Origin of the sequence: Pseudovibrio sp. Tun.PSC04-5.I4 (assembly GCF_900104145.1) — a bacterium.
Lineage (GTDB): Bacteria > Pseudomonadota > Alphaproteobacteria > Rhizobiales > Stappiaceae > Pseudovibrio.
Map to the genome: position 1 here is coordinate 4170335 of NZ_FNLB01000006.1, position 18153 is coordinate 4188487.

General features: G+C 50.7%; 17 protein-coding genes. 12 read left to right on the plus strand and 5 right to left on the minus strand.

All coding sequences use genetic code 11. The features are described from left to right. Window positions 1–17 precede the first annotated feature (17 nt). The 4 genes from BLS62_RS24580 (at window position 18) to BLS62_RS24595 (ending at window position 4259) form a co-directional block, all read left to right on the plus strand. Window positions 18–776, plus strand: coding sequence for a hydroxyethylthiazole kinase (locus BLS62_RS24580; RefSeq protein ID WP_093187452.1), 759 nt, complete (start codon window positions 18–20; stop codon window positions 774–776). Then, window positions 773–1576 carry a bifunctional hydroxymethylpyrimidine kinase/phosphomethylpyrimidine kinase gene (gene thiD, locus BLS62_RS24585; RefSeq protein WP_093187454.1) on the plus strand — a complete coding sequence of 268 codons (804 nt, stop codon included), beginning with the start codon at window positions 773–775 and terminating at the stop codon, window positions 1574–1576. The genes BLS62_RS24580 and thiD overlap by 4 nt, the downstream gene beginning before the upstream one ends. A 15-nt stretch (window positions 1577–1591) precedes the next feature. Continuing rightward, window positions 1592–2695: a TRAP transporter substrate-binding protein gene (locus BLS62_RS24590; RefSeq protein ID WP_093187456.1), complete on the plus strand. Its 1104-nt coding sequence runs from the start codon at window positions 1592–1594 to the stop codon at window positions 2693–2695. A gap of 292 nt (window positions 2696–2987) precedes the next feature. Continuing rightward, complete coding sequence (locus BLS62_RS24595; protein WP_093187459.1) at window positions 2988–4259, plus strand: OmpP1/FadL family transporter; 1272 nt, start codon at window positions 2988–2990, stop codon at window positions 4257–4259. A 33-nt stretch (window positions 4260–4292) separates the two neighbouring features. On the opposite strand, the gene BLS62_RS24600 is transcribed toward BLS62_RS24595, so the two are convergent. Then, the gene (locus BLS62_RS24600) at window positions 4293–5072 is read right to left on the minus strand and encodes an SDR family oxidoreductase (RefSeq protein ID WP_093187462.1); all 780 of its coding nucleotides are present in this window, start codon (window positions 5070–5072) and stop codon (window positions 4293–4295) included. Window positions 5073–5339: 267 nt separating this feature from the next. Here BLS62_RS24600 and BLS62_RS24605 point away from each other — a divergent pair, with 267 nt between their 5' ends. From BLS62_RS24605 to BLS62_RS24615, 3 genes are all read left to right on the plus strand, one after another. After that, complete coding sequence (locus BLS62_RS24605; RefSeq protein ID WP_093187464.1) at window positions 5340–6149, plus strand: UDP-2,3-diacylglucosamine diphosphatase; 810 nt, start codon at window positions 5340–5342, stop codon at window positions 6147–6149. Next, a complete protein-coding gene (locus tag BLS62_RS24610; RefSeq protein ID WP_093187467.1) occupies window positions 6146–7225 on the plus strand; it encodes a glycosyltransferase family 4 protein in 1080 nt (359 codons plus the stop codon). Before BLS62_RS24605 ends, BLS62_RS24610 begins: the two co-directional genes overlap by 4 nt. 93 nt (window positions 7226–7318) lie before the next feature. Next, window positions 7319–8341 carry a threonine ammonia-lyase gene (locus BLS62_RS24615; protein ID WP_093187469.1) on the plus strand — a complete coding sequence of 341 codons (1023 nt, stop codon included), beginning with the start codon at window positions 7319–7321 and terminating at the stop codon, window positions 8339–8341. Window positions 8342–8353: 12 nt separating this feature from the next. Here BLS62_RS24615 and BLS62_RS24620 read toward each other — a convergent pair whose 3' ends face one another. Then, window positions 8354–9427, minus strand: a complete 1074-nt coding sequence (locus tag BLS62_RS24620) for a protein phosphatase CheZ (RefSeq protein WP_093187472.1) — start codon at window positions 9425–9427, stop codon at window positions 8354–8356. Window positions 9428–9673: 246 nt separating this feature from the next. On the opposite strand from BLS62_RS24620, the gene BLS62_RS24625 reads away from it, so the two are divergent. Continuing rightward, a complete protein-coding gene (locus BLS62_RS24625; protein ID WP_208991081.1) occupies window positions 9674–10777 on the plus strand; it encodes an MFS transporter in 1104 nt (367 codons plus the stop codon). Window positions 10778–10853: 76 nt separating this feature from the next. Here the strand turns inward: BLS62_RS24625 and dgcA are convergent, their stop codons facing one another. Both dgcA and dgcN read right to left on the minus strand, forming a co-directional pair. Continuing rightward, window positions 10854–11837 carry an N-acetyl-D-Glu racemase DgcA gene (dgcA, locus tag BLS62_RS24630; RefSeq protein ID WP_093187477.1) on the minus strand — a complete coding sequence of 328 codons (984 nt, stop codon included), beginning with the start codon at window positions 11835–11837 and terminating at the stop codon, window positions 10854–10856. Further along, complete coding sequence (dgcN, locus tag BLS62_RS24635; RefSeq protein ID WP_093187479.1) at window positions 11834–12847, minus strand: N-acetyltransferase DgcN; 1014 nt, start codon at window positions 12845–12847, stop codon at window positions 11834–11836. The genes dgcA and dgcN overlap by 4 nt, the downstream gene beginning before the upstream one ends. Window positions 12848–12962: 115 nt before the next feature. On the opposite strand from dgcN, the gene BLS62_RS24640 reads away from it, so the two are divergent. The 4 genes from BLS62_RS24640 to BLS62_RS24655 all read left to right on the plus strand — a co-directional run bounded on the left by BLS62_RS24640 (window position 12963) and on the right by BLS62_RS24655 (window position 17675). Continuing rightward, the gene (locus BLS62_RS24640; RefSeq protein ID WP_093187481.1) at window positions 12963–14111 is read left to right on the plus strand and encodes an MlaE family ABC transporter permease; all 1149 of its coding nucleotides are present in this window, start codon (window positions 12963–12965) and stop codon (window positions 14109–14111) included. A 5-nt stretch (window positions 14112–14116) separates the two neighbouring features. Then, window positions 14117–14929, plus strand: coding sequence for an ABC transporter ATP-binding protein (locus BLS62_RS24645; protein WP_093187483.1), 813 nt, complete (start codon window positions 14117–14119; stop codon window positions 14927–14929). 9 nt (window positions 14930–14938) lie between these two features. Continuing rightward, complete coding sequence (locus BLS62_RS24650; protein ID WP_093187486.1) at window positions 14939–16876, plus strand: MlaD family protein; 1938 nt, start codon at window positions 14939–14941, stop codon at window positions 16874–16876. Window positions 16877–16958: 82 nt separating this feature from the next. Next, window positions 16959–17675, plus strand: a complete 717-nt coding sequence (locus tag BLS62_RS24655; RefSeq protein WP_208991082.1) for an ABC-type transport auxiliary lipoprotein family protein — start codon at window positions 16959–16961, stop codon at window positions 17673–17675. A 107-nt stretch (window positions 17676–17782) separates the two neighbouring features. On the opposite strand, the gene BLS62_RS24660 is transcribed toward BLS62_RS24655, so the two are convergent. Further along, complete coding sequence (locus BLS62_RS24660) at window positions 17783–18091, minus strand: cupin domain-containing protein (RefSeq protein ID WP_093189570.1); 309 nt, start codon at window positions 18089–18091, stop codon at window positions 17783–17785. Between the last annotated feature and the right edge of the window lie 62 nt (window positions 18092–18153).

The window sequence follows — 18153 nt, forward strand, 5'->3', positions numbered from 1 at the left end:
GAGGGAGCGCAAGCGAGATGGCTTATAAAACAGAGGACCTATGGCAGGTTTTTGAAACCGTGCGTGAGCGCGGTGTTCGTGTGCATTGCCTTACCAACTCAGTTGCGCAAAATTTTACCGCAAATGTGATGTTGGCCTGTAACATCGTACCGTCTATGACATCCTCCCATGATGAAATCCCGATCTTCACGGCTGGCGTTGATGGCTTGTTGATTAATCTGGGAACACTGGATGGGAAACGCCGGCATGGAATTCGCCTTGCGCTGGATGTGGCTGTAGAGCGTTCCATTCCTGTTGTGCTTGACCCCGTGAAAGTGGACCGTTCTTCCATCCGATTGGAATTTGCGCAGGATATCCTAAAGCAGAACATTTCTATCCTGAAAGCCAATAGCGCTGAGCTTGATAGCCTTAAACTCTGTGTTGGTGCGCAAACATTGGTGGCGCGTACTGGGGTAGAGGATTTTGTTCTTGGTAAGGATGAGGCTTGGCTTGTGCGCAATGGTCATCCGTTTATGGACAAGGTGACGGCTGTTGGCTGTGCACTTGGTGGTGTGCTTGCCGGTTTTGCAGCGGTTGAGCCTGATAAAGAGCTGGCAGTGTTGGCGGGCCTTGCCATTTATGGGGTTTGCGGCGAACTTGCCGCAGCCAATGCGAATGGTCCGGGAAGTTTCGCGCCAGCTTTTATCGATAGCATCTATGGGCTCAATGCTGATCAATTTGGGCAGCATGTGAAGTTGGACATAATTAAGAATAAGAGTGGAGAATTGGCCGGATGAGTGCAATTGCAGTCACGATAGCTGGGTCAGACTCAGGTGGCGGAGCTGGTATTCAGGCAGATTTGAAGACGTTTTCAGCCCTTGGCGTTTATGGCGCCAGCGTGCTGAGCGCCTTAACGGCTCAAAACACCAAGGGCGTAAGCGGTATCCATGATGTGCCGCCGGAGTTTGTTGGTGCGCAGATTGATGCGGTCTTTTCTGACCTTAAGGTAAATGCTGTCAAAATCGGGATGTTGTCTCAACCTGCAGTCATTGATGTGGTTGCCACAAAGCTGACGGAATATGGCGTTAAGCGCGTCGTTCTTGATCCGGTGATGGTGGCGACCTCCGGGGATGTTTTGCTACAAAACTCAGCGATTTCAGTCCTTAAGGACAAGTTGTTTCCATTGGCGGATCTTATTACGCCAAATATGCAGGAAGCGGCTTTGTTGCTGGATCAACCCGTCGCGCACTCCCGAGAAGATATGCTGATGCAGGCGAAAGCTCTGTTGGAGATGGGTGCTAAGGGTGTGTTGTTGAAGGGGGGACATGGGTCGGGCGACACCTGTGACGATCTTTACCTCACACATTTGGCGGAAAAGTGGTATACGGCTCCTCGTTATAATACGCAGAATACACATGGGACAGGATGTACCCTGTCTTCTGCTGTTGCTGCCGGGCTCGCCAAAGGGTTGGAGCTGGGCGCTGCGATTGGCGAGGCGAAAGACTATATTAGTCGTGCGATCAAAGCTGCGGACACGCTGGATATTGGCGAAGGCCATGGGCCTGTGCACCACTTTCATGAATTTTGGTCTAAGTAACAAAGGGCGGTCCTGATGACCAATAAAAAAGAACAATTTCTGACACGCCGTCAAGCTCTAAGCTTTGCTGGTGGGGTTGCCGCAGGCGGTGTTGTATTGGCCGCACCGGCACTGGCGCAAGAGGCTGCTCCTACCATTGAATGGCGCATGGTGACCAGCTGGCCGAAAAATCTACCGGGCCCGGGTATGTCTGCCCAACGCATTTGTGATCGCATCAACCTCATGAGCAATGGCCGTATACGCGTTCGCCTTCATGCCGCTGGTGAGCTTGTTCCTTCGTTTGAAGTGTTTGACGCGGTTTCCAGCAATACGGCTCAGATGGGGCATTCAGCCTCCATGTATTGGGTCGGTAAGATGCCGGGCTCTGCTTTCTTTACCACTGTTCCTTTTGGTATGTTGCCGCATGAGCATACAGCCTGGATTGACCAGATGGGTGGTCAGGACCTTTGGGATGAACTTTACCTCCCCTTTGGCGTTAAACCATTTATGGGTGGGAATACTGGCCCAACTATGGCGGGCTGGTATCGTGATCCGATTGAAACTCTGGATGACTTGAAGGGCAAGAAAGTTCGGATGTCTGGTCTGGGCGGGGAAGTGATGCGCCGTCTTGGTGTGACGCCAGTCAATATTCCTGTTGCGGAGATCTTCACCAGCTTGCAGACCCGTGTGGTTGACGGTGTCGAGTTCCTTGGTCCATGGAGTGACAGCGCTCTTGGGTTCCAAAAGCTCGTTAAAAACTACTACGGTCCGGGCTTCAATAAGCCTAATGGTACAGGTGAAGCTATTGTCAATGCAGTGGCGTTGGCTGGTCTTCCCGTTGAGCTGCAAAGTGTTGTAGAAGAAGCGTGCCGTGTTGAAGCGGATGTGGCACTGGCGGAGGCGAATGCGCAAAACGCACTTGCCCTTGATGTACTGCAGAGTGAACATAACGTGACGGTACGTGAGTTCCCAGAAGAAGTGCTGCAAACGCTGAAAGCAACCTCTGAAGAGGTGCTGGATGTGTACACGCAAAAGGACAAGCCGGCTCGTAAGATCTTTGAGAGTTATCGTGAAGCTCAGCAGGCTTTAGCAAACTGGAGTTCTCTTTCTCTTGGTAAGAATATAGCGGCAAGAAGCTAGTAAATAGTTTGGTGATTTGTATGAAAGGCCCTTTTTTTGGAGGGCCTTTTGTATTTCATAAGGTTTGTCACAGAAAATATTGTATATAAACTGCATTTAATGCTGATGAGTATACTAAAAAATTATCAGTTATTATTGGTAAATGATGAAAATACGAAATTTGTTCTAAAAAATACCAGTGCAACAAGTATTTAATATCTTTAGAAATGTAAGAGAGGGCCGAATCAAAAAGTAACTCGTAGTTTGATCATGGCGCTGCTGTTTGCTGTATTAGAAACAGAAAGTACCGTACATGACCAGAACCATTCCCTTTGCTGTAGCAGCAACTCTTTCAACTATCCTTTTCAGTTCTAGTGCGCTTGCTGGCGCTTTTGCCCTTCGTGAACAGTCCTCTTGGTTTCAGGGAATGTCATTTGCAGGGCATGCGACGGCAACCAAAAGCCTCTCCAGTATGTACTGGAATCCCTCCACTATGACGGCCCATGATGGTGTGCAAAGTGAAACTGTGCAGACTTTTGTGCTGCCGCGAGGAACTATTGACTTGGATAATGCCACTATTGATGTTCTTGGCATTCCTGTGACTGGCGTTCCATATTCTTCCGGTGATGTTGGGGTTAATGCATGGTTGCCATCTGGATACGGTACCTGGAAAGTGAATGACCGGTTGTCCCTAGGCGTTAGTTCAAACGCGCCTTATGGACTTGAGACTAAGCCAGATATTGAATGGGCCGGGCAGGTTTATGCCAGATCGTCTCGCGTGTTTTCTGTGAATGTAACGCCAATGGCTGCGTTTCAGGTGACGGACAAATTTTCGGTCGGAGCAGGACTTCAGCTCGAGTACATTCAGGTGCGCTTAAAGTCTGCGACAGGTGTTCCCCCTATTGCGGCGGCGTCGCCGACAGCTGAGCTGCGTGGAGAAGATTACAATCTTGGCTTTGGGGCGACTGTTGGAGCGCTCTTTGAGCCATGGAAGGGAACCCAGTTGGGCATTGGCTATCGTTCTCCTGTAGAGCATAATCTCAAAGGACGACTTGTTGTTGGAGGGGATGCGCCGACACCAATTCGCGCGAATATAATCATGCCTGAAACTGTGAGTGTTTCCTTCCAGCAAGAGCTCAATACGGAATGGCGTGCCCTCGGATCGTTTGAATGGACGCACTGGTCGCGGTTTGGAACTTTCCCAGTCTTCAATCTAAGCGGTGATGTGGTGACGGAACTTCCGTTCCAGTATAATGATGGCTATTTGATCGCCCTGGGAACCGAGTATGATTTTACCGAGAATATAACAGGTCGTTTCGGATTAGCTTATGAGTGGTCGCCGATTGATGAAGCGAACCGGACACCACGCTTACCAGATTCCAACCGCTTCTGGTTAAGTGCTGGACTGAGTTACTTTTATGAGGATTGGCTTTCTTTCGATTTTGGTTATACGCATATCTTCCCTGAAGCCAGCAACATCAATATCAATCCAGACCATCCGTTTTATGAGGGTATCACGATCCAGGGCCCTGTGAATGACACGAATATTGATATTCTCAGCGCGGCTTTGAGGATTACTTACTAGGTTAGTGATGCCGCGCTGGTGTTAAGCTGTGATTTAAAAAGCGCTTGGGTATAGACCGCCGTCCAGAAGCAAGTTCTGGCCCGTTATATAACCAGCGTGCGCAGAGCACATGAATGCACATGCATTGCCGAACTCATCAGGATGACCAAGGCGTCTTGCTGGTATTTCTTCAGAAGACAATCGCTTGGCTTCTTCCAAGGAAATGCCAGTTTGCTGTGCCTGACGCTCGAACCCACCTTTGAGGCGATCGGTATCAAACTTGCCGGGCAGGACGTTGTTGATAGTGACGTTGTATTGTGTGTACTGCCTGCACACACCTGCGAGGAACGCCGTCAGGCCAGCGCGGGCTCCGCTGGAAAGATCCAGCCCTTCAATCGGCATTTTAACAGACATGGATGTAATATTGACGATGCGGCCGAAGCGGCGCTCAGCCATGCCTTCAATGACGGCTTTGATGAGTTCGATCGGGGTGATCATGTTCTGGACAATGCCAGCCTGAATGGCTTCCCTATCCAGTTCCTTAAAGTCTTTACGTGGCGGACCACCATTGTTGTTGATCAGAATATCTGGTTTGGGGCAGGCAGCCAGAACAGCTTGTTGACCCTCAGGTGTGGAGATGTCTGCCGCGACTGGAATGACAGCAACATTGTGTGCGGTTGAAAGTTCGCGTGCAATCTGGTTGAGCAGGGTTTCATTACGCCCATTGATGACAAGATCACAACCCGCTTCGGCCAGAGCCTTTGCTGTGCCCAGTCCCAAACCCCGACTGGATGCACAGATAATCGCTTTGCGCCCGTTAATTCCTAAGTGCATTTGAATATTCCATTGTTTCAACTGGATAAATCGTGGAGGCATCCTACTGTGTCTTTGCCTGCTGAACCAGTAAGGATCAAGCTTAGCAAGCGAAAGGAATATTGAATTGAATTGCAGAGCCTTGGTTTGGCATCCCCTAATATTCGTAGAGTTATATTAACAGGGATAGGAGCAAGGAGCTGCGCGGTTCCAGTATATCTACGCTGTCATATTTGTTTCTTGTGAATCGTTTTAAAAGAAATGAACGTTTTCTTATTCCGGAGGCATATGGTGACCGGGGATTCCAACAGTAAAAACTACAAGAGCTTGTTTTTGTCCGATGTACATCTTGGTACGCGTGGTTGTCAGGCGGATCTCTTACTGGATTTTCTGAAAAATAACGATGCCGAGACGGTCTATCTTGTCGGTGATATTATCGATGGGTGGCGTCTGAAGCGGTCGTGGTATTGGCCGCAATTGCACAATGATGTGGTGCAGAAGCTGCTCCGTAAAGCTCGTAAGGGAGCGCGGGTAATCTACATTCCGGGCAACCATGATGAGTTCCTGCGGGATTTCTTCGGCGTTTATTTTGGCGGCATCGAAGTTGTCGAACAACACATTCATGAGGGTGCCAATGGCAAAAAGTACCTGATCATTCACGGAGATCAGTTTGATGTTGTTGTGCGTCATGCCAAGTGGCTCGCGTTTTTGGGGGACTGGGCTTACGTCTCCGCGCTCAATCTCAATACAGTTTTGAATTACGGTCGCCGGAAAATGGGGCTGACCTATTGGAGCTTGTCTGCATGGGCGAAACTCAAGGTCAAAAACGCGGTCAACTTTATTGGCAAGTTTGAAAAGACATTAGCCTCCGAGGCACGACGTCAGGGTGTTGATGGGGTCATCTGCGGGCATATTCACCATGCTGCGGATCATGAGAGTGACGGCATTCATTACATCAATACGGGTGACTGGGTTGAAAGCTGCACCGCTGTTGCGGAACATTTCGACGGAACGTTTGAGGTTATCCATTGGGGTGAAGGGAATGCCCTCGCTATTATTGAGGATGGCTCTGAGACTGGTCGTCAGGTGGCAGCATGAGCTCAATTCTGATTGTCACAGATGCATGGAAGCCGCAGATCAATGGCGTTGTTGGCTCGCTGGAGCGGTTGGCGAAAGAATTGAAGCAGATGGGTATACGGGTTGAGTTTCTGACCCCATTGTCCTTTAAAAGCGTTCCTATGCCATCGTACGGGGAGATCAGGCTTAGTTTGACACTGCCTCATAGAGTGCGGCACTTCATTGAGGACTTTGACTGCGATCATCTACACATTGCCACTGAAGGCCCACTGGGGCTGATGGCGCGGCAGGTTGCCAAGCGAGATGGACGTGTCTTCACCACCAGCTACCACACCCGGTTTCCCGAGTATTTGCAGGCGCGGTATCCGGTACCGTTATCCTTCAGTTATTCGTGGCTGCGCTGGTTTCACAACAGCGGGCAGGGTTGCATGGTGGCCACCAATACGTTGGAGATTGAACTTCGTGCGCGTGGATTTGAGAACTTGATGCGCTGGTCTCGTGGTGTCGACCATAAACGGTTCCGTCCTCTGAAGACCGACAGGTTATCTCCTCTATCTGGGCCTACTTTCCTCTATGTGGGACGTGTGGCTGTTGAGAAGAATATTGAAGCGTTTTTGAAGCTGGACCTGCCGGGAACCAAGATCATTGTTGGCGGTGGTCCGCAATTGGAAGAACTGCAAAAGGCTTATCCTGAAGCTGTGTTTACTGGCCCTAAAGAAGGGGATGAGCTGGTTGAGTACTACGCCAACGCAGATGTTTTTGTGTTCCCAAGTCTAACCGATACATTCGGCAATGTGCTGCTGGAGGCGATTGCTTGCGGAACGCCTGTCGCCGCGTTCCCTGTGATGGGGCCGATTGATGTGATCGGAAACAGCGGGGCGGGCGTGTTGAACAAAGACCTGCAAATTGCAGCGCTGGAAGCGTTGGAAGTTTCGCGAGAACACTGCCGGGATGTCGCTTTGCGGTATACATGGCGGGCAAGCGCTGAACAGTTCTTGGCAAACGCAGATCAGGCGTATAATCCAGCTTTGCCTGTTGGCTTTCGGCAGGGACCTTCTTCTGCAAGCACTTCTGTTGGAAATCATCTGAATGGTTGAGCTGATCTCTGCGTGAGGGTTAAATAATACTCAAGGACGATGTGAATTTGCGTGCTATGTTTGGCCTCAATTTCCTAATGCCTTGAGGTTCCGATGTCTTTTGATGTTTCCAATCCCGTAGAGCTCTCCTTTTCCGAGATTGAGAAAGCAAGAGCGCGGATACAGGGCTTTGCAAGCCTGACACCTTTGTTGAACTTTCCCGTTTTGGATGAACACGTGAATGGTCGGGTTTATGTGAAGGCAGAAAACCTGCAACGGACTGGATCTTTCAAATTCCGTGGTGCTTTCAACCGTCTGTCTCTTATTCCGCAGGCAGACCGTGCAGCTGGCGTAGTTGCATGTTCTTCCGGTAATCATGCGCAGGGTGTTGCTGCTGCCGCGAAAATTCTTGGATTTCCGGCTGTTATCGTAATGCCTGAAGATGCGCCTGCTTTGAAAATTCAGCGGACCAAAGCATTGGGCGCACAGGTCATTCTATACGACAGAGAACGAGAAAACCGCGAAGGGATCGCCAAGCAGATTTGTGCAGAACGTGGTGCGACGTTTATCCATCCTTACAATGACAGTGGTGTGATTGTCGGGCAGGGCACAACTGGATTGGAGATCGCTGAACAGTGCGAAATTCTGGGTGTTACGCCAGATGTATTGATCAGCTGTACGGGCGGTGGTGGTCTCACCAGCGGTATTGCTCTGGCGCTGGAAGAACTCTTGCCAGAATGTCAGATCTACACGGCGGAGCCTGCTCGATTTGATGATTATGCGCGATCTTTAGAGACTGGTGAGCGGGTTGCCAATTCCGCTCTGAGTGGTTCTGTGTGCGATGCAGTTCTAACTGAAATGCCGGGTGAGAAGGGTTTTTCTGTTCTGAGACGGCGCGGAGCCAAAGGGCTGAGTGTTAGCGATGACGAGGCAATGGATGCTGTTGCGTTTGCCTATTTTGAGCTGAAACTGGTGGTGGAGCCAGGTGCAGCTGTGGCGCTTGCTTCTGTCCTGTCGAGGAAAATTGATCTGGCAGGTAAAACAGCCGTTCTTACAATCTCTGGTGGAAATGTTGATCCAGCTGTGTTTGAGCGGGCCTTGACGCAGTATGCAGCGGGCGAAAAGACGCCCGCTTAAAGTCTTGGTGAATTACGAGAAGAGAGCCAGACGCTCTCCAGTAGACAGGTGATGCAGAGGGTCTGCATTGCTGCTTGGCGGCGTTGTTAAAGGTGGAGATTGCCCTTCGATTTCAATAGGGCTTTCCTCAACTTCCAGCGCAATCGGTTTAACAGGCAGTTCTGCTGCAACTTCAGGTATTTCCTGCTCTTTTTGCGGTGCCTGTATAACGATGAGCTCTTCACTCTCAAAGCTTATAGCTGCCGTGTGAGTGTCTTCTTCCAGAGAGGTTTGTGTTGCTGGATTAGCCGCCAACTGGATAACATTCTCACTCAGTTTTTCATCCGCAGAGGCAGGCGCTTCACCAAACAGCGCATCAATGTCAGCCTGATCAACGCCATCGCCATCCATCTGCGGGCCATTTAGCAAATGTGCATCCGGGCGCTTGTCGATGTGGCGTTCGTCTTCCTCATGAGGGTCTTCATCAAGATTAATCTGAGGACGCTCGCGGTTCTCATCGTCTAGATCAATGCCCCAAATGCGGATCATTTTGTTGATGCGACCTTCAAGGTAATGAAGAGCCTTGACCACTTTGTTGATGCGCTGGCCTGTTAGATCCTGAAAGGAACAGGCCATCAGAATTTCCATGGCCATTTCTTCAATAGCATCACATGGAGCATCTTCTGCACCAGAAGCGCGAAGTTTATCTGTCAGGTCCTGAATGGCTTCAGATGATTCCAAAATGGTCTGTGTGGCATTTTCAGTTGAAGAAACAATGGCATCCAGCTCATCAGAGGCGGCAGAAAATCGGCTGTTGTCTGCATTTTCGAGCTTGATCTTGGAGATCTCATCTCTGGTTCGCTCAATTGCCTCAAACATTTCGTAGGTATGGAGGCGGTAGCTTTCCATCTCTGAAGGCAGCTCGCGTTCAACCAGCGTCTTTTCCAACCGGCGAACAGCTTCAAGGAGTTGCTCGGATTCCACCGAACGACTGTTTGCTATATGGTCGTGTAGGAACGCGCGGCCACGGTCGGTTTCCGACAGTGCACTCTCGATGGCATCAAATTCCTCGGGGCTCAAAAGGACCTTTCGGTTTTTGCCAGCCATAAACGGCTCCTTCGCAACTAATTAAGAAAATACTACAAGTTTATATAACAGATTCTATGGCTAATAATTGGTTTACATTGATTTGGATAGTCCCTATTAGCACAAGTCCAAGGAGTGTTCCTTATCAGCTTAGTTTTGGGATGCTCTCCACCCCATTCGTAGTATTTTTCAATGACCAGCCCCAGAACTACTTCCCCAAAAGGGAAAGCAAGCAACCTATTCTGGGTTGCCGCAGGCGTTAGTGGCTTGTTCGCAACATTCAATTTTGCGAATGCGTTCTTCCTTGCCTACTTTCCACTGTTCCTTGAGCAGATTAGCTTTACTCCCGTGCAGATTGCATTCGTAATTGCACTGCCAAACATTGTGCGGGTGTTCGCAACTCCAATTATGACGAGTATTTCGGATAAGGCCGGGCGCCGCCGCCATTCCATGGCGCTTTTTAGCGTTATCTGTCTTCTCTCGTTTCTGGTGCTGATTTACTCCAGCGATTACTGGGTCGTTGTGGGGATGGTGTTCTTTCTCTCAATTTTCTACGTGCCGATTCAACCACTTCAGGATGCTTATGCCTATGAAGCGGTAAATACCTGTGGCCTTAATTATGGTCCCATGCGGTCCTGGGGCTCTGCCGCCTTTGTTGTCGCCACGTTGATTGGTGGTTGGTACCTGTCATTTGGCGCGCCTGCTGACCTGTTGTTTTTAACTGTGGGAAGTTTGGGTTTGCTGGCCGTGGTTGCATTGATGCTTCCCGGTATGCCTTCTGAAAGTCGGAGCACGACACAGGAGAGCGTTTGGAAATCCAAGGAACTTCGAGATCCGCAGTTCCTGCTGGTTATTCTGGCATCGGGCCTTCTGTTGGGAAGTTTCTCGGCTCTCTATTCCTTTGGCAGCATCTTTTGGCTTTCTGTGGGCCTCAGCGATACTGTTGTTGGTGGCCTTTGGGCGCTGGGTACACTGGCCGAGATCGGTATTTTCCTTGGTGGTACATTCTTCCTTCGTCACTTTGGAGCGTGGGGATTGATGATCACTGGTGGATTGGCAAGCCTCATTCGCTGGATTTTGTTCCCGTATGCGACAGAGATATGGTCAGCGATGACCCTGCAACTGCTGCACGCCGCGAGCTTTGGAATGGTTTTCCTCGGCCTTGTGGCTTACCTGTCAACTTTGGTCTCTGACAAGCGATTGGCAACGGCACAGGGTCTGGCGCAGACTGCCCTTGGTCTCGTGATGGGTGTGGGCGGTATTTCCAGTGGCTGGCTTTACGAGGTCAATCAGGCTTATGCATTCTATCTGATGGCAGCGATTTGCGGTGCGGGTGTTCTCGTGCTTTTGATGGTGCATCGCCGCGCTTAAGACGGATCGATATGTTTAAAGAAAAGGCGGGCCCTGTTGAAGGTCCCGCCTTTTTGCATTTTTGAGAGGTTTGCCGCTACCCCCAGAGCAATGGGGAGGGCGGATGCATCAAACTGCCCTCAAAATGGATTGGATGGTCCCGGTCTTTTGCTAAAAGTAGTGGCCCGTCCAGATCTACGAATTCTGCATTTTGAGCCAGTAGCATGGCGGGGGCCATGGCCAGAGATGTGGCTAGCATACAGCCAACCATGATGACGTAGTCCATCTCTTCGGCTTTGCGCAGCAGCTTTAGACCTTCTGTCAGGCCGCCGGTCTTGTCGATTTTGATATTGATGGCGGAATACCTGTTCCGCAGCGATTCTAAATCTGCTGAGGTGTGCAAGCTTTCATCTGCACAGATCGGAATGAGGTGCTTGATCTCCGCCAGAATGCCGTCTTTACCTGCCGGGAGAGGTTGTTCCACCAAACCAACGCCCGCGTTCTGGCACGCCTTGATGTTGGCTTCCAGATTGCTTTCTGACCAGCCTTCGTTGGCATCCACAATCAGCTTGCTGTTTGGTGCAGCTTGTCTAACAGCAGCTATGCGCTCCACATCCCCATCGCCAGCTAGTTTGACCTTCAGCAGCGGACGGCTTGCCGCTTTGGCTGCATCTGCTGCCATCTTTTCCGGTGTACCGACGGAAATGGTATAGGCGGTTTCCAGAACTTTCTGTGTGTTGATTCCGGCGAGTTTGGCAACTGTTGTGCCCTGACGCTTGGCCGTCAGATCCCAAAGGGCACAATCAACGGCGTTTCTTGCAGCGCCTGCGGGCATGAGAACCTGAAGTTCTTTTAGGGACACTCCGGCTTCAATAGCAGATTGTGCGGCCATAATTTGTTCGGAGACACTCGCAACGCTTTCACCATACCTCGGGTAGGGCACGCATTCGCCGCGCCCGACAATGCCATCCTGTTTGAGGATGGCGGCGACAACGTTCACCTCGGTTCGGGAACCGCGGGCAATTGTAAAACTCCCGGCAATTGGGAAGGTTTCTGCTTCAATGGAAAGGCGACAGGTCAAACCAGTTTAAACTCCGCACACATGTGGTCGATGATTGGATCAGTCCCGAAACGGACAGGATCGGTTGCGGGTAGTCTATGTTCTTCGCTCAACTCTGCAATCAAGTTTTTCGCATGGTTTTGTGAAAGCATCATGGTGTTGATAGCCAAACCCACACAGCAGATATCGGGATTGGTCAGTCTCCCGAAGCGGATTGTGAGGTCGATGATTTCCTGAATGGTCGGAATCGGGGTTGCCACTCCGCGCATGGTGGCGCGGGTTGGTTCATGACAAACCACAAACGCGTCTGGTTGGGAGCCGTGTAGCAGGCCTAAGGATACGCCAGCATAGGAAGGGTGAAGCAGCGAGCCTTGTCCCTCAATTACATCCCAGTGGTCATCTTTGGTTGCTGGGCTGATATGTTCGGCGGCGCCCGAGATGAAATCTGAGATGACTGAATCGATTGCTATGCCGCGCTCTGCAATCAGGATGCCGGTTTGACCGGTGGCGCAGAAGTCGGAGCTCAAGCCGCGATCTGCCATGCCTTGCTGGAGGGCGAGAGCTGCGTATTTCTTGCCAACAGAACAGTCTGTGCCAACTGTTAACAGGCGTTTGCCTGAGCGGTTTTCACCTTTGCCCGTGGGGAATGACACATCCGTGAAACGCAGGTCGTGCAGTGTGCCGCCGTTCTTTTCAGCGGCCTGTGCGATTGCGGGAATGCTGCCGAGCTGGATATGCAGACCTGCCGCAATGTCCAGACCTGCATTCAACGCCGCAACAATGGTGGCAATCCAATGATCTGGAAGAACGCCGCCTGCATTAACGCAGCCAATGACCATGGTTCTTACGCCAGCCTCGGAAGCTTCTGAGACTGTCATCTCCGGCAGGGAGGTGTGGGCCTGACAGCCGGGCAGAGTGATCTGGCCAAGGCACCAGTCGGGACGCCAATCAAGTACGCCGTGAGCAGTTTTTGCTGCCAACTCGTCTTTTACGTCCCCAAGAAATAATAGGTATGGTTTAGAAATAGACATGTTCCTACCCGTTGTACTTGTAGTTGTGCTTGAATGAGGAATACTAGACGACAGACTACAGAAGCCTGTATAGGATCAATAGGATTTTTGGCGTACGGGGGCGCGGGTTCCGATTATGAATCTGACTGAACAAATGGAAGCGCCGGGCCTGATAACCAAGGAAGACGGAGCGTCACTCCTTGTTACGGTATCAGGTGCATGGAGCATACGGCAGGGTGCTACTTGCGAAAAACTCATCAATGAGGCGGCTTCCAACCTCTCCAAATCCGCAATTCATGTGGATTTAAAGGCGGTTAGTTTTCTGGATACGGCTGGAGCCTGGCTGTTACAACGGTTTCAAATTGAACAGACGGAGCAGGGGCGGTCCGTCAAGTTCCTCTATGAGGATGCGCGTTATGATATCCTGCTCAAAGAGGTTGATCGGCGGGAAGTTGACAATCCAACAATCGAGCCTCGTAGTAACTCAATCGTAAATTATCTGGAATCAACGGGCGAGGCGACACGGCAATTGGGTCGTGATATCCGTGATGTCCTTGCTATGTTGGGTGAGCTTACCGCCACGATCACTGCCGCGACCACACACCCGAGACGACTGCGGCCTCTTTCCATTGCGGTTCAGTTCCAGCGTACCTGTATGGGCGCTGTTCCAATTGTGTGTCTGATGAGCTTTCTCATTGGCGGGATTATTGCGCAGCAAGGCGGCTTTTATCTGAAGCAATTTGGGGCGGAGATTTTTGTTGTCGACCTGACCGGCATTCTGGTGCTACGTGAAATTGGTGTCATTTTAACCGCTATTATGGTCGCAGGGCGCTCCGGGTCCGCGTTCACCGCTGAGCTTGGTTCCATGAAGATGCGCGAAGAGATTGATGCGCTTCAGGTGACGGGCTTGCGTGTAACTGAGGTGCTCATCTTGCCTCGTCTTGTGGCGTTGATGATGGCACTTCCTATTCTGGTGTTTTTGGCAAACCTTTCAGCTCTGGCAGGTGCAGGCCTGACGTGCTGGTGGTATCTGGATATTGTGCCGGATTCCTATGTTACTCAACTTCAAGCTGCTGTTACGCTTGATACGCTTATGGTCGGCATCATCAAGGCTCCGTTTATGGCGTTGATTATTGGCCTGATCGCATGCATGGAAGGTATGAAAGTTGAAGGATCAGCCGAGTCTCTTGGTCGGCATACAACTGTTTCTGTTGTGAAATCTATTTTCATGGTCATCGTAGTTGATGGGATATTTGCTGTGTTTTTTGCGTCGATTGGATTTTAGCAAGTATGGGAGATGACCACACTCAATTCCCACCGGAACCGCAGGCAGAGCATCCCAAAGGGGATCGGGAGATTTTGCTCCGCGCCCGTGATGTAACCGTTGGTTTTGGAAGCAAGCTTGTGCTGGAAAACCTCAATCTAGATGTCTATCGCGGAGAGGTTTTGGGGTTTGTCGGCGCTTCGGGCATGGGTAAATCTGTTTTGATGCGAACGGTGCTGGGCCTTACGAGAAAGAAGTCCGGTAGTATTGAGGTCTTTGGGCAGGATTTTGATAGTGCTACTGATCGTATGCGACGAGAAATGGAGCAGCGCTGGGGCGTTCTGTTCCAACAAGGTGCTTTGTTTTCGTCGCTGACCGTTAAGCAGAATGTGCAGTTGCCTATGCGAGAGCATATGAAGCTGTCTTCCCGGTTGCGGGATGAATTGGCCCTGCTGAAAATTGAGATGGTTGGCCTACCGTTGGATGCTGCTGATAAATTTCCCGCTGAACTTTCCGGGGGGATGATTAAGAGAGCTGCTTTGGCTCGTTCTCTCGCGCTTGACCCTGATTTGTTGTTTTTGGATGAGCCCACATCTGGACTTGACCCTATCGGGGCGGCTGATTTTGATGAACTGATTGTAAAACTTAAAGAAACTCTGGGGCTCACAGTTTACATGGTTACCCACGATCTAGATAGTCTACACAGTATTTGTGATCGTATTGCTGTTTTGGGCGAGCGTAGGGTTTTGGTTGAGGGCACCATTGAAGATATGTTGCAGGTGGAGCACCCTTGGGTGAAATCCTACTTCCGCGGGGCTCGCGCCCTTAAGCGGGTATGAGGAGATTGCATGGAAACCCGTGCTAACAATATCGCAATTGGCGGCTTCGTTCTTGTGGTTGTCGGAATTGCGTTTCTGTTTTCGTTCTGGTTGCTCAGCGCAGGCGATCGATCCAGCCGCCGTGATGTCAAAATTATTTTCCCCGGTGCTGTGACCGGCCTGCCTATTGGCGGGCAGGTGCTGTTTAACGGTATTAAAATTGGTGATGTGAGCGCACTCACCTATGATCAGGATAACCCGAAACTTGTTGTTGCGATTGTGCGCGTTGATGCTGCGGCTCCGCTGCGCCGTGACACGGTTGCTTCCCTCGGGTTTACCGGTCTGACGGGTGTGGCCTATGTGGATTTATCTGGCGGCTCTAACCAGTCGCCAGCTATCTTTGCAAAGGGTGGGGACACTATTCCGGTTATGTATGCGCGCCGGTCCCAGTTTGAAGACCTTCTGGAAGGCGCCAAGGATATCATGCGTAAGGCGGATTCGACGCTGGCGCATATTGATGAGCTGGTGATGACGGCGCGTCCTGAAGTGCAAAAGACCATCAAAAACGTTGAAGTCTTTACGGACGCTTTGGCAAAGAATGCCAAGGGTGTTGATGATTTTCTCGCGGGCGTGACGGAAACCAGCAAGGCGCTGACTGGCCTTTCGGGGCGCATTGGCAAATTGGTTGACCGTGGTGAGGCACTGCTTGCAAATGTGCCTCCGGACAAACTTGGCGATATCGTCAGCAATGTAGAGGTTATGACCAAAAAGCTGTCTGTTTCTGCAGATGGTGTTGGCGATATTATAGCAAACGGCAAGCTTGCCTCTGAGCAATTGTTGAATTTTTCGACTGAGCTGGTTGATGAGCTTGAGCAGATTGAAGCTGTCATCGCAGCGATTAAACCGGAAGATGTTGCGCGCACGTTGAAAGGCGCGGCTGACCTTGGTGGTGTTTTGACCGAGCGCCGCGGTGACATCAATAGCATGCTTTCCTCTGCCTCTGTTGTTGCTGATAATGCGCGGCAGTTGACGGAAGAGCTGACGAAGAACAAGGATGCCATTGATCTGATCGTTAAGAATGCCGAGATTGCCTCTAACGAGATCGTGACAACAACGCGGAACGCAAATCGTATTTTGAGCATGGTGAAGTCCGAGCAAATCGGCAACATCGTTAGCTCTGTCGAAAAGGTTACCAAAACGCTGGCTGACAAAGATCAGGTGATCGCTAAAGTCATTGATGATGCGGGTGTCGCGACTGCAAACCTTCGCAAGGTGAGTGACACGGTGGCCGGGCGTACCAAGGAGATTGATAGTGTTATTGTCTCCGCCAAAGACACTGGCAATAATTTGAGTTCTGCTTCTGATCAGCTGAGCGAGACGATGGAAAATGCAAATGGCTTGATTTCCAATGCCAAGGACGTGTTGGCGGCGATTGATCCGGCGAAGGTTTCCAATATCATTGCCTCAGCGGATACGGTTGCGACAAGCCTTGCAGCTAAAGCACCTGAAATCGGTAAGGCTATTGATCAGATTCAAAATGCGGCACAATCTGTCAGTGACATGGCTACCGAGCTGAAGAAGAAGGTGCCTGACGTTGATAAGGTCATTGATCAGGCGAAGTCCATTGCGACCAATCTCAATGCTGCTTCGGTTCGCGTGAATTCAATTTTGGAGAAGGTTGATGGCATGGTTTCTGCTGATGGGCAGGGCTTTATCAAGGAAGCAACTGATGCTGCAGCCTCTATTCGGAAGGTTGCGGATGCTTTTGCCAAGCGTGCAGAGCCAATTTCGGCTGCCCTGTTGAAACTAAGTCAGCAAGGTGGACAGGACTTTACAGCAGCGATGCAGCAACTAAATCAAACACTTATAGAAGTTAGGCGCGCGGTTAGTAATTTTGACCGTAACCCAAATCGTGTAATTTTCGGCGGATCGGACACACCTGTCTTTAATGGTGCGCAGCGGCGTTGAGTTTTTTGAAATGTTTGACAAAATCATAAGTGGACGACTCGGGACAATCCGGGGTGCCAAGAGATGTAGGCTGGAGCTCAGCGTGTTCGGTACGGCAATTACAAAACTAGTGGTCAGCGCCGTTCTGTTGAGTGGTTTGGCAGCGTGCGGGACAAGTGGCCCAGAGGCGCTTTATGGGCTTACGGCTCCGCGCAATGTGCCTGTGAAAGCGGGCCGCTCTGACTATCAGGTGCTTGTTGCTACGCCAGTGGCGTTGCAGGCTCTCGACACCACCAATATTGCCGTGACGCAGGGTGGACCGGTTTACTCCTATTTCCCGAAGGTTGCGTGGTCGGATACTTTGCCACGGGTGTTTCAGGCCAAATTGATTGAGACACTGGAGAATACAGGCAAACTGCGCGGTGTTTCTCAGCCGGGACAGGGATTGTTGATTGATTATCAACTGCAGACCACTTTGCGGGCCTTTGAGCTACAGGTGAATGGCGGTTCACGGGCCTATGTGGAAGTTTCCGCAAGGCTGGTGGATGATCGTGACGGTCGCTCTGTGGCGATGCGTGTGTTTGCCTCTGAAGTGCCTACAACAAGTGATGGTGTTGGTGATGCTATCCCGGCGTTGAATGCAGCCTCGGATCAGGTGTTGGCTCAAATTGCCAGTTGGTCTCTGATCACCGTTGGTCGTATGCCGCGCTCTGCAGCGGCGGCTAAGCGGGCTGAACTGAACAAGCAACAAGCTCCGGGTAAACGTCAAGTGGTTGCGGCAGCTGTGCCTGCGGAAGATGCGGCAACCAAGGCAAATTAGTTCACGCAGTCTGTTGCTACATGAGTTCCGAATTTGGCGTGTGTCGTGATGGCATTTTCTAGGGTGATTCCCGCGGCTGCGGTTTCAAGCTGGCAAGGGGAACGATTTTATTCCTTGGTTTTCAGAAGTTCGACTTCAACAAATGCGCATTCAAATTCGTTCATGCTGATCACATCATGCTCCACACCAACCTCGCGGAAATAGGGTATCCCGTTCTGCATGAGGGCGTGGTCTCTTTTGCCATTTCCCAGATCAATTTCAAGTACGCCATCGAATAACGGGATGACAACATAGTCGAAGGCATGGCGGTGCCAGCCGGTGTTGTCACCTTGGTTTTTAAAACGCCATTCGGTGATTTTGACGCTCTCATTTTCTATCAATACTGTAGGTTGGGCTGAGCCCTTCTGGTTGCACATGGCAAATCCTTTTATTTTAGAACTTACGCTTGCTAGCTGAATTGTTGCCGTTCTGCATAGAA